General features: G+C 29.1%; 15 protein-coding genes. 3 read left to right on the top strand and 12 right to left on the bottom strand.

The genetic code is table 11. The features are described from left to right. Positions 1-25: 25 nt before the first annotated feature. Complete coding sequence (gene cobT, locus Q3287_RS17855) at positions 26-1,072, bottom strand: nicotinate-nucleotide--dimethylbenzimidazole phosphoribosyltransferase (RefSeq protein WP_074180111.1); 1,047 nt, start codon at positions 1,070-1,072, stop codon at positions 26-28. A 219-nt stretch (positions 1,073-1,291) separates the two neighbouring features. On the opposite strand from cobT, the gene Q3287_RS17850 reads away from it, so the two are divergent. Together Q3287_RS17850 and Q3287_RS17845 are read left to right on the top strand one after the other, a co-directional pair. Further along, positions 1,292-1,483 carry a hypothetical protein gene (locus tag Q3287_RS17850; RefSeq protein WP_003425777.1) on the top strand — a complete coding sequence of 64 codons (192 nt, stop codon included), beginning with the start codon at positions 1,292-1,294 and terminating at the stop codon, positions 1,481-1,483. Between the two features lie 393 nt (positions 1,484-1,876). Then, positions 1,877-2,749 (top strand): aldose 1-epimerase family protein, encoded by an 873-nt coding sequence (locus Q3287_RS17845; RefSeq protein WP_074180110.1) that lies wholly within the window; start codon positions 1,877-1,879, stop codon positions 2,747-2,749. Between the two features lie 165 nt (positions 2,750-2,914). On the opposite strand, the gene Q3287_RS17840 is transcribed toward Q3287_RS17845, so the two are convergent. Beyond that, entirely contained in the window at positions 2,915-4,072 is a 1,158-nt protein-coding gene (locus Q3287_RS17840; protein ID WP_054277727.1) for a S41 family peptidase, read from the bottom strand. A 152-nt stretch (positions 4,073-4,224) separates the two neighbouring features. On the opposite strand from Q3287_RS17840, the gene Q3287_RS17835 reads away from it, so the two are divergent. Beyond that, complete coding sequence (locus Q3287_RS17835; RefSeq protein WP_407964572.1) at positions 4,225-4,794, top strand: 5-formyltetrahydrofolate cyclo-ligase; 570 nt, start codon at positions 4,225-4,227, stop codon at positions 4,792-4,794. A 134-nt stretch (positions 4,795-4,928) separates the two neighbouring features. Here the strand turns inward: Q3287_RS17835 and Q3287_RS17830 are convergent, their stop codons facing one another. The 10 genes from Q3287_RS17830 to acpS all read right to left on the bottom strand — a co-directional run bounded on the left by Q3287_RS17830 (position 4,929) and on the right by acpS (position 12,332). Continuing rightward, a complete protein-coding gene (locus Q3287_RS17830; protein WP_054271902.1) occupies positions 4,929-5,345 on the bottom strand; it encodes a hypothetical protein in 417 nt (138 codons plus the stop codon). Between the two features lie 223 nt (positions 5,346-5,568). Further along, positions 5,569-6,663, bottom strand: coding sequence for a hypothetical protein (locus Q3287_RS17825; protein ID WP_054277729.1), 1,095 nt, complete (start codon positions 6,661-6,663; stop codon positions 5,569-5,571). Between the two features lie 424 nt (positions 6,664-7,087). Then, positions 7,088-8,029 (bottom strand): transketolase family protein, encoded by a 942-nt coding sequence (locus tag Q3287_RS17820; protein ID WP_054271904.1) that lies wholly within the window; start codon positions 8,027-8,029, stop codon positions 7,088-7,090. Beyond that, positions 8,022-8,849 carry a transketolase gene (locus Q3287_RS17815; RefSeq protein ID WP_054271905.1) on the bottom strand — a complete coding sequence of 276 codons (828 nt, stop codon included), beginning with the start codon at positions 8,847-8,849 and terminating at the stop codon, positions 8,022-8,024. The genes Q3287_RS17820 and Q3287_RS17815 overlap by 8 nt, the downstream gene beginning before the upstream one ends. A gap of 171 nt (positions 8,850-9,020) precedes the next feature. Continuing rightward, positions 9,021-9,404: a type II toxin-antitoxin system PemK/MazF family toxin gene (locus Q3287_RS17810; RefSeq protein ID WP_003421356.1), complete on the bottom strand. Its 384-nt coding sequence runs from the start codon at positions 9,402-9,404 to the stop codon at positions 9,021-9,023. Beyond that, positions 9,373-9,660 (bottom strand): ribbon-helix-helix protein, CopG family, encoded by a 288-nt coding sequence (locus Q3287_RS17805; protein WP_054271906.1) that lies wholly within the window; start codon positions 9,658-9,660, stop codon positions 9,373-9,375. The genes Q3287_RS17810 and Q3287_RS17805 overlap by 32 nt, the downstream gene beginning before the upstream one ends. A 32-nt stretch (positions 9,661-9,692) precedes the next feature. Beyond that, the gene (alr, locus tag Q3287_RS17800) at positions 9,693-10,850 is read right to left on the bottom strand and encodes an alanine racemase (RefSeq protein ID WP_054271907.1); all 1,158 of its coding nucleotides are present in this window, start codon (positions 10,848-10,850) and stop codon (positions 9,693-9,695) included. A gap of 14 nt (positions 10,851-10,864) precedes the next feature. Continuing rightward, on the bottom strand, positions 10,865-11,455 hold the full coding sequence (gene gerS, locus Q3287_RS17795; RefSeq protein ID WP_407964571.1) for a germination lipoprotein GerS: 591 nt from the start codon (positions 11,453-11,455) through the stop codon (positions 10,865-10,867). 20 nt (positions 11,456-11,475) lie between these two features. Next, positions 11,476-11,937, bottom strand: a complete 462-nt coding sequence (locus tag Q3287_RS17790) for a CBS domain-containing protein (RefSeq protein ID WP_021386374.1) — start codon at positions 11,935-11,937, stop codon at positions 11,476-11,478. A 14-nt stretch (positions 11,938-11,951) separates the two neighbouring features. Then, positions 11,952-12,332: a holo-ACP synthase gene (gene acpS / locus Q3287_RS17785; protein ID WP_054271909.1), complete on the bottom strand. Its 381-nt coding sequence runs from the start codon at positions 12,330-12,332 to the stop codon at positions 11,952-11,954. Positions 12,333-12,440: the final 108 nt, after the last annotated feature.

The raw sequence follows: 12,440 nt of genomic DNA, 5'->3' as shown, positions 1-12,440 counted from the left end.
CTCCTACAAATTAAATTTTTATGCCTTATCTCCCCATGTCAATTTCATCAAAAGTTGCCATATTCTTATAAGTATAATTTGAAGCTTCTATTATGTTAAATGCTAAAGCAGCTCCACTTCCTTCACCCAACCTCATATCCATATTTAGTAAAGGGTCTAATTTCAATATATCTAAGGCTCTCTTAGTTCCTGATTCTGCTGACAGATGAGATGCTATCATATATTCTCTAGTTTTTGGATTTATCTTATAAGCAATTAGTGCTGCTGCATAAGAAATAAATCCATCGATTACTACTGGAATTCTATTAGCACTACATCCTAATATTACACCTGCCATTGAACCTATTTCAAATCCACCCACTTTAGATAAAATATCTACTCCATCAGTTGGATTTGGATTATTAATTTCAATAGCTCTTCTGATTACTTCAGCCTTATGTTTTAGTCTCTCTTTTTTAAGACCTGCACCTATACCAGTAACTTCTAATGGGTCACAGCCTGAAATTACAGATATTATTGCTGTACTTGGAGTAGTATTTGCTATCCCCATCTCTCCAATACCAATAACCTTGTAATCTTTTTCTATACACTGTTCTGCTATTTCAATTCCTATCTCTAAGCATCTAATAGCTTCTTGTTTACTCATAGCTGGCCCTTTGGCCATGTTTGATGTTCCTTTTCTAATCTTATAATCCAATACTCCCTCTAGTTTTTCATCACAGTTTATTCCTACATCTACAGCTACAACATCTGCCCCTACAAATTTACTTATTACTCCAACTCCACATAATCCTTTCGAAAAATTTGGAAATTGTAGTTTTGTTATATTTTGAGGGTCAGGTGCTACACCTTCTTCATATACACCATGGTCTCCTGCAAAAGCTATTATAACTTTTTTACTTGTATCAAAATTTTCATTACCAAATATCCCTGATAATTGCATACAAATATCTTCTATTTTGCCTAAGCTTCCAGTTGGATGTATAAGCCTGTCCAATCTCTGCTTTGTTTTTTCAATAGAAGAATTATCTAAAGAATATATATTTTTTGATATACTTTCTAATAAACTCATTTTCTATCCTCCCAACATTTTTTTATTTTTTAAATTATCTTTTTAGATAAAAAATACTCTTATTTTCTAAAAATTTCAACTTTTTATTTTTATTTTTACATATATACAAAAATTATTCTACATTTTATCTCTATTTCCTTTATTTTCCATTATGAATTTGCATACAATCGCATGCTTTTTGTAAAAATATATTTAAAAGAACTTTAAGGAGATGATATTGTGGATGATTTTTCTAAATTAAAAAATTTATATGAAGATGGATATAGATGTATTTATCATGATTGTGTAGATAATAATTACACTATATATCTTAAGAATTTTTATACGGAAGGTTCAGAAACTATCGAGTTAAGTAGCGAATCAGATTTCTCGCAATTCAAAGATTATATAGATGGACTGAGAATGTCTTAAATATTATGAAACCCATTAAAATAGGGAGTTTAACAACTCCCTATTTTGAAGTCACAATTTTTTTTATAAGCTTTAAAAGTTCGTCTCTGTTTACTTCTCTTTCATTTTTTCTGTCCTTATACTCTTGAAAGTTAACAACTTTTGTATTTGGTTTTTCCATAAACTCACTTCCCATTTAACATTATTAACTTATCTTAATATATTTTATTCTATACAATTTATCTATTTCCTTCTATTTATAATACAAAATTTCTTAAATAATCCCAAATTTTCAAAACAAAATTTTCAAAATATACTAAAATCTACCTTTCAAATATAATATCAAATAAAATTTAATAATCCTTATACTTTATAGTATAATATACTCATAAAATATAATAAAGGAGATTTTAAATGAATATATTACAAAATGAAAAGTTAATTATAGAATCAAACAATTCTGGTGCTGAACTCACTAAAATATTTTCTAAAAGATATAATAAAGACATTCTTTGGAATGGTAATAAAAAATATTGGGGTAGACAATCACCTATATTATTTCCTATAGTAGGTAAACTTGTTGATAATGAAACTATAATAGAAGAAAATCTATATAGCATGACTCAGCATGGATTTGCCAGAGATATGGAATTTGAGATTATAGATAAAGGAGATACATTCATATCTTATAAATTAACAGACAATGAATCTACTTTAGAAAAGTATCCATATTCTTTTGAGCTAATCATAAATTATACATTAAAAGATAATAGTATAAATATAGAGTGGATTGTAAAAAATACTGACTCTAAAGATATATTCTTTTCTATAGGCGGACATCCTGCATTTAATCTTCCTCTTTTTGAGCAAAATGATTTTTCTAAATATCATCTTGAATTTAAAAAAAGAAGTGATGTAGAAAAAATCAATTTAAATACTTCTTTTATAGATGATATAACATTTATCGGAGATTTAAAAAACTTACAGTTAAGTCCAGAATTATTCAAGAATGATGCCTTAATATACACTAATATAGATGAAGTGTCTATATGTAATAATGATGGTGGCAAATATATAACTCTATCTATGCAAGATTTTCCTCTAGTTGGTATTTGGACTCCTTATTATAGTGAAACTAATTCTACTGCTCCATTTTTATGTATAGAACCTTGGTATGGTCTTGCTGATAGTATACATTCTAATAAAATTTATAAAGATAAGAAATTCATTAATAAACTTGGTAAAGGAAAAATTTTTACTGCTTCTTACAATATAAATATACATTAAATAAAAGTCAGTTAAAAAATTGTATCTTTAGATTCTAACTTTTGCAAAATATTATGCAAATTAATATGAAAAGTTTTTATATAAAAATAAAGAGTGGATATTTTCAATTATCCACTCTTTCATAGTACACTTTATTTTATAGTATAAGTCTACAAAAATTAAATCCTATTTATCAATCTGTTCTCTAAGCCACTTAGTTGCTACATCCAGTTGCTTATTTTCATCTTTTTCTTCAATTGTAGGCTTTATTCCTTTTTCATTGATATAATCTCCATTAGGTGTAAAATATTGAGCAGTAGTTAGTTTGTACCCTGTTCCATCTTTTAATCTTACAACTGATTGTACCAACCCTTTACCAAAGGTTGTAGTACCTACAGAAATACCTTCTTTATTATCAACGATTGCAGCTGTTAATATTTCAGCAGCAGAAGCACTTTCTCCATTAGTTAAGACTACTATTGGAAGTCCTAATTTTTCTTTATCAGATTTCAAGTACTCAGTGTTTCCTTTATTATCTTTTGTATATACTATAGTTCCTTCTCCAATTAGCTCATCAGCAACTTCTTTACATATATCTAGCATTCCACCAGGATTATTTCTAAGGTCTATTACTAATCCCTTAATATTTTTTGTTTTTAATTCTTTTAAAGCTTTGTCAAAGTCAGTATATGTACTTGATATAAATTGAGTGATTTCTATATATCCTAAATCATTATCAATTACTTTACTTTCTATACTTTTCTCAACTATTTGTTCTGTCTTTACTTTAAAGTTTAGATGTTTGTCTTCTCTTAATATAGTCAATTCGACTATTTTTCCTTTTTTACCTTTCATCATACGCACAGCTTCATCTGAATTCTTATATGACACAGATTTTCCATTTACTTTTACTAATTTATCCCCTGCTTTTACACCTGCTTTTTCTGCTGGAGAATCTTTCATAGGAACTACCACTAGACCTCCATCTTTTGATGCACCTATATACATACCTACACCAACATAGGAGCCTTCACTATCATTTATTAAGTCTTCCATTTCATCTTTAGTGTAATAACCAGAGTACTTATCATTAGTACCTAAGAACAAACCTTTTGATGCTCCATCTACTAAGTCAGCATCAGATACTTTTTTATAAAAATCTTGTTTTATAATAGTTTCTAATCCTAACAACTTATCATATTTTTTATAGTCCTCATAGAGTTCCTTCGATATTACAACCTTATTCCCCAATGTTAACTGAAAGGCTGATGTAGTCATCGCCGTTATAATTACTAAAATCACCCCTAAAAAAATAGCTTTCTTCTTTGAAATCACAAGATACATCTCCTTTTACATAAACTATTATTATTATATGACTAGCTGTTATTTTTATTACATTTACCCAAATATATTGCTTTATTATAATAAACTATACTAAAATTTATATTAAATACAATTGCTTTACACATTATAACACATTAAGGGAGGAATATTTTATGAAAAAAGAATTTAGGAAAAAAGTTATTGAATCCAGAAAAAGTAAGAGTGCAGATTTTGTATTTAATAATTCAAATTTAATAACAGAAAGATTACTTCAAATGAAAGATATAAGAAATGCAACCAATATAATGCTTTATCTAGACTTCAATAACGAAGTTCAAACAGATAATTTAATTCAAAAACTTTTATCCCTAAAGAAAATAGTCTCAAGCCCTATTACAATAAAAGAAAATCATACATTAATCCCTACTCAAATAACAGACTTAAAAGAAGGATTGAAAATTGGAACATATGGAATAAGAGAACCTAAAGAAAAATCACCTACAATCGATATCAAGGCCTTAGATGTTGTAATTGTACCAGCTGTAGCATATGATATAAATTGCTATAGACTAGGATATGGTGGAGGATTTTATGATAGGTTTTTAGAAAACTTAAGAAAAGATGCTATAACTATAGGAATAGCATTTGATTTCCAAATATTCAATTCTATCCCAAAAGAAACTCATGATACACAATTAAATTATATAGTTACTGAAACTAGAATTATCACACCAGACAATTAGAATAGCAAATATTGTTAATATCACATCTTAAGTCATGGCTTTTAAAATAATAATAAACACATATCATTTACTTATAATAAAAACCATGACTTTATTATATAAACTACTTAGTTATTTAGTTATAAAACATATTTTTATTTAGTTGAGTTTAATTCTATTCTATCTGGAAGCTCACTCATATTTGTTTCAACAACTATGTACGGATAAGAGTCCTCCTTATCTTTATACTTTATCTTGACTCTTAAAACATCTTTTCCTTCTTCACTTACACTTTCTATTTTGTTCATTTCTATACCATATTTATTATTTCCTCTAGTTACTATGATGTATATTTTGTTATCAATTTTAGCTGCCAAAGCTCTTTCTTCATTTGTATACTTATCCATGACATCAAGTATTTTTTCTGGTATTGAATTTCTTTGTAATATCGTATAATCTACAGGCTTAGATTTCTCTACAAACATACTCGGTATGAATATAAATCCCCCTATAACGAATACAAGAGCTATAACTCCATAAATTATACCTTTAATATTAAATTTTACATTCAATCTTATCACTCCTCCCATCTATTCTAAATATATGATTTACAACCTTATCTTAGACTCTAAATTATTGATTATAATTCGTTTAATCATAATTACAAATATATGTAACACAATTAAAAAACATATTTTCGACATTTTATAATAAATAAAACATAAAATAAAAAGAGCTATATTAAAACAATTTAATTGTTTTAATATAGCTCTTTGATTTTCAATCTTAAAATGTTTATTTATCACTAACGCCTTCTTGATATCCAGATGTCTTTGTAATCTGTCTATAAAGAACACAGACCAGTATTATGACGCCCATATATCCAGTGTATGGATATAAAATACCAACCAGCTTATCAAATGGTAAGAAACCACCTATAAGACCTAATATAGCTGTTATTAATGTTATTATTTTAAACTTAGGATGATTATCATCAACAAATCTATTAGTTACTGACCATAATAGAGGTACAGCTGTTGTATATATACCTAATATAAGAATTATTGAGAATAAAACTCCAACTATTGGTGAAATCTTATCAGCTAAGAATAATGAAGGTATTGCTTTTGAATATAGATTTCCTATATCAGAAAGAATAGCTAAGTGCATCATTATAGCTGCTGCCATAAGTGCTACCCCACCTAATATACCACCACAAACAGCTTCTTTTTTATTAGCAGCACTTGCTCCTAATCCTGTTAAGAATGCCATGACAACGATTGTATTATAAGTAGTGTATATTACACCAGATAGGTATGCGTTTGGAACTGGTTTAGTTATCTCTACAGTTCTAAGAACTTCTGCCGCTTGACCTATATTACCTATATTATTAGCTAAACTTATACCACCAACTAAAAGTGTAAAGATTATTATTATAGGTCCTATTCCACCTAGTATCTTTGATAATTTATCAAGACCTAGTGAAACAGTTAATAATGCTACTACTGCCATACCAACTCTACCTACAAATGGATTTAATCCATAGTACTCAGTTAAAGTTGCTCCTGCTCCTGAAATCATTACTACGAAAACACCAAATAAGAATAATGGTCCAAACCACTCAAAGAATATTCCTAAATACTTACCACAATAAACACGATAAATTTTGATAGGTTCTTTAAGTTGAAGTTCTTTACCTTTTGACATAACTGAAGCACCCATCCATGAGAATAATACCATTGAAATTATCCCACCAATAACTCCTGCGAAACCATAAAAAGTGAAAAATTGCATTATTTCCTGTCCTGTTGCAAATCCAGAACCAATTACTGTTGCTACATAAGCTCCTGCGAAACTTATGACTGTTTTAACGTTTACCTTTTCTGACATATCTCAGTTACCTCCCCACGTGAAATTTTTCATCTGCTTAAACAATTCGATAAACTACCTATAATTTCCTTTAACATAAAATACATGATAACTGTTTTAGAGCTTTTTAGTATAATAACTTAAAACTTATAATATATCTTTTATACAGTATACCTCCCTCCATAAGATTTATTAAATTCTTTTTGTCTAAGTAGCTTTTATATATAAAATTAATTTCCCTATAAACTATATATTAGTCATATTTTTCTGAATAGTCAATATATATTTGAATATTTTCTCTATTTTTGTAAAAATTTGAATATTTTATTACATTTTTGATATATTGATATCATGTATAAAAAAGAGAGATATAAATTAATACAGACCTTTATATCTCTCCTTCAAATATACTATATTATTAACAAATATGAATAATTTATATGTCTTAAATTCTTTTTGCAAGAATGGCTTCTTTGACAGCTTTTATTATATCATCACAAGTTAATTCATATTTTTTTAACAATTCATTTGGAGCACCAGATTCTCCAAATGAATCTTTAACTCCAACTTTTTTTACTATAGTTGGATAAGACTCTCCAACTACTTCACTTACAGCAGAACCTAACCCTCCAATTATACTGTGTTCCTCTACAGTTACTATGGCATTTGTTTCTTTTGCTGTTTTTAATATTAAATCCTTATCTATAGGTTTTATTGTAGACATATTTATGACCCTAGCACTTATACCTTCTTCTTGCAACTTTTCTTGTGCCAGTATAGCCTCATTTACCATAATTCCACAAGCTATAATAGACACATCATTTCCATCTCTTAAAACTGTACCTTTTCCTATTTCAAACTCATAGTTTTCATCAAATAAAATTGGTACTGAGCTTCTTCCTAATCTAACATAAACAGGACCATTATACTTAGCTACTTCAAAAATCATTTTTTCTGTTTCAACACCATCAGCTGGAACAAGAACTGTCATATTTGGTATAGCTCTCATTATAGCAATATCCTCTACACTTTCATGAGATGCTCCATCTTCTCCAACAGTAAGACCTGCATGAGTAGCACAAATTTTTACATTTAGTTTTGGATAGCAAACTGAATTTCTTATAATCTCAAAAGCTCTTCCTGTAGCAAACATAGCAAAAGTACTTGCAAAAGGTATTTTGCCAGCAGTTGATAATCCACAAGCAGCACCTATTAGGTTTTGTTCTGCTATACCCATATTAAAAAATCTATCTGGAAATGATTTATAGAAGTCGTGTGTCTTTGTAGATTTTGATAAGTCTGCATCTAACACAACAACATTGTCATTTATTTGACCTAGCTTTACTAATGCTTTACCATATGCCTCTCTCGTCGCCATTTTACTCATTGTCAGCACCTCCTAGTTCAAGCAAGGCTTTTTCTAACTCTTCATCACTTGGAGCTGTTCCGTGCCATCCTGCTTGATTTTCCATAAAAGATATTCCTTTGCCTTTTATAGTTTTTGCAATTATCATTGTAGGTTTTTTAACTGTTGATTTAGCTATGTCAAGAGCAGCAAATATTTGGTCAAAATCATGTCCATCTATTTCAATTACATTCCATCCAAAAGCTTTAAATTTATCAACTATTGAACCTAAATTCATTACACTTTCTGTATCTCCGTCTATTTGAAGCCCATTATTATCTAAAAAAGCAATTAAATTATCAAGCTTATAGTGTGCAGCACTCATAGCAGCTTCCCAAACAATACCCTCTTGAACTTCTCCATCACCAAGTAAAGTATATACGTTCCATGGTGCATTATCAAGTTTTGATGCCATCGCCATACCACACGCAACTGAAAAACCTTGCCCTAGAGAACCTGTAGATATCTCTATACCAGGCGTACCTTTCATATCTGGATGACCTTGTAACATTCTTCCAATTTTCCTTAGACCATCAAGTTCTTCCTTATCAAAATAGCCTTTTTCAGCCAATGTAGCATATAATGCTGGTGCAGCATGTCCTTTTGATAATACAAATCTATCTCTATCCTCCATTTTAGGATTTGAATAATCCACATTCATTTCATCAAAGTATAACGCAGTAAGTATTTCAACTACTGATAATGACCCTCCTGGATGTCCAGATTTGGCTCTATGTATCATGGAAACTATATCTCTTCTTATGATACGCGCAATCTCATTTAATCCTTTATGGTCTCTCATGCAATTACCTCCCTTGAGTTCGTAATTTTATATCAATTCCATATTATTATATCACTTTTATGCTATTTTTTTGCGTTATTTTTGATTTTCTTAATACACGCTACCAAAATTAAATACTAAAAGATATTTCCAAAGAAAAAAGGGATTGTCTAATAAAAGACAAACCCCTCTTTAAAAAGTAAACAATCCTAGACTTATTTGAAGTCCATCGTCTACTTTTATCATCATATTTTCATCTAGACAACCAATTTTCTCCCTCAGTCTCTTTTTATCAATAGTTCTAATTTGCTCTAAAAGAATTACTGAGTCTTTATTAAGCCCATATTCATTGGAACTTATCTCTACATGAGTAGGTAGTTTGGCTTTATTAATCTGAGATGTTATAGCTGATACTATAACTGTAGGACTATATTTATTACCTACATCATTTTGTATTATCAGAACAGGTCTAACGCCTCCCTGCTCTGAGCCAACAACTGGACTTAAATCAGCGTAATATAAATCACCACGCTTTATTTCACAATTAGTACTCACCTTGGGCAATCTTCCCTTCATTTTTATCATCAGAAGATACTTCTTCAACTGTCATACCTAACTCAGCCAATGACAGATTAATTTGACCCATTTCTCTATAACCCGTTTTCATAGATTCTTTAATATGAATTCTCTTTTTCTGAGTTATATAGAACTGAAAAGCAGCTTTTGCAAAATCTTCTCTGTTACTGTTCTCCATCTGAACTATACTATCAACTTCAGAAATCAGAGAGTCTGGTAAAGTAACTTCTATTTTTTCTTTACTTTTATCGTACACAAAATCGCCTCCCAGATTATAATATCATGGTTTTATTTTAGCAAATAACTGTTTATTTGTACAAGCTCATTATTTTCCATATAAACACGGTCAACTCTTCTTGATATCATACATAACACTTCATAGTTTATAGTTCCTAAGTCTTGGGCTATACGTTCAGCTGTAACTTCACCTTCTCCAAATAGTATAACCTCATCTCCAACTTTTATGTCTATATCTTTGTCAATTCTAACCATTATTTGATCCATACAAATTCTACCAACTACATCAAACACTTCTCCTTTAATAAGAACCTTTGGATTTTTTTGAATTCTAGTAAATCCATCTGCATATCCTATTGGAACTGTAGCGATTGTTTCTTTACCAGTAGTTGTATACTTTAGTCCATAACTTATTCCTACACCTGGTTCAACTTGTTTTATATGTCCGATTTTTGATTTTAATTTCATTGCTGGTCTTAATTCTAATCTTTCTTTAAATACATCCTCAGATGGATAATGACCATATAATATTATTCCTGCTCTTACCATATTTAATCTTAAATCAGGGCAATCCATAATAGCTGCACTGTTTGATACATGTTTTATAGCTATTTTTACACCAGCTTCGTCCAACTTATCAGACATAAATTTATAATTATTAGCTTGTTTATAAGTGTACTCTTTACTTACTTCATCAGCTGTAGCGAAATGAGTAAACATACCTTCTAAATTTATATATTCTAATTTATTTAATTTTATTATTTCCTGTACTGACTCTTCATTAGGTTGGAAACCTATTCTAGTCATTCCTGAGTCTATTTTAATGTGAACACAGGCTTTTTCTCCTAAAGATTTTGCAACCTCGTTTATCTTTTGTGCTGTTTCTAAAGAATAAACTGTCATAGTTATTTTATTTTTTATAGAATCTTCGAAAGCTTCGTCTGGAGTATATCCTAAGTTCAAAATAGGAAGTGTTATGCCATTTTGTCTAAGTTCGATTCCTTCAGCAGTTCTTGCTACTGCTAAATAATCTACTTTTTCTTTTTCTAGCAATTTTGCAACTTCTACTGCACCATGTCCATATGCATCAGCTTTTATTACTCCACAAACCTTAATATCTTCTTCTAATAAATTTTTAATATTATTTAAGTTAAATCTTAAGTTATCTAGATTTATCTCTGCCCATGTAGGCACTGTTATTTTTTGCATTTCTTTAGTCCCCCTTAGTTTCTGTATTCAAAATCATTGTATTTTACTGTAAATCTCGGCACGCCTTCTTTATCTAATACTTCCATTTTTTCAGGGTTCTTTGTGTCAGCATTTACATATAATACTTGCTTATTAAAATATTTATTATCCCCAGGAATAAAAGTTTCTAGAACCAAATGTCCTTTGGATAACTTTATTTTCATCTCTTCGTTTTGAAGATAGTTTTTTATAAAGTCTCCTATAAAAAGATATTGATTGTTCTTTCCTGTATTAGGCAATTCCACTATATCACTGATATTTGGATTTTTAACTAATATTTTATCACCTTGATACTCTATACTCTTCCCTTTTAAATGTTTTGGGGAAATTACTTCTAATTTATAGTTATCAGTTTTTTTATAAGTATGAATTAAAACATAATTGTGTGGGCTTTTATTTCCAAATACTTCTACTTCAGCTTTACAACTGTAAGAATTCATATCAGAAATCTGCTTTTGAAAGTCTTTGTATACTTCTTCTTTAGTGGACTGTCGCTTTTGGCATCCTATTACAATTATAACCAGTGCCAAAAACATAATACATACCATGGTCCACTTTTTTCTCACATCACACCTCCTACTCTAGTTTATTCATTGTATAAAGCTTTTATTATATCATATCTACAAATTATACCTTTAAGTTTATTGTCATCATCTACCACAGGAACTCTGTTTATTGATTTTTTAATCATTACATTAGCTACATCATCAAACTTATCATCTTCATGAACCTTTATTATATCTTTAGACATAAGTTCTCCAACCTTATAAGCAGCCACCTGTTTTATATCTTTTTCTACTTTTTTTAAATCATCTAAGAAAATCAATCCTTGTAATAGATTTATATAGAGAGGTGCTTCTATATATTTTTCTTTTTTAAGAATATCTGTTTCAGAAATCACTCCAACCACTCTGTTTTCTGAATCTACAACTGGCAGACCTCCTATTTTTTCTGCAATTAGCATATTAGCTACATCTGCTATACTATCATCTTGTTTTGCTACTATTACATCTGTTGTCATTATTTCTTTTGCTGTTTTATCCATCATAATGTAATCACTCCTTAGTCCTTAATTATGGTTATTGCATTTGCTATAGCATAATCTTTTGAATGTGATATTGAAACTTTTATTTCTAAAACATTATAATCTATGCACATTTTTGCGAGATTATTATAAGTTTTTACTATTGGTTTTCCCATTTCATTTCTGAGAACTTCTATGTCTTTAAAGTTAAATACTCTAATTCCTGTACCCATAGATTTACTTATAGCTTCTTTAGCTGCGAAATTACCTGCTATACTTTCTGCTTTAAAATTCTTAGAATTAAAATATTCAATTTCTTTATCAGTAAATATTTTTTCCAAAAACCTGTTATTTTTTTCTACAGCTTTTCTTATTCTGTCAATTTCAATTATGTCTACACCAATATCAAATATATTCATTGTTCCTCCAGAAAATTTATAATGCTTCTTTAAATATTAATAATGAATTTATAAATTTACTATTGATAATACATATTATTATTTAGTTTATGTTACTTATCTTAATTT

The sequence above is a fragment of the Clostridioides sp. GD02404 genome, assembly GCF_045898275.1.
Classification (GTDB): domain Bacteria; phylum Bacillota; class Clostridia; order Peptostreptococcales; family Peptostreptococcaceae; genus Clostridioides; species Clostridioides difficile_A.
Note: the sequence above shows the minus strand (reverse complement) of the source record. Positions and strands in the feature narration are given on the sequence as shown.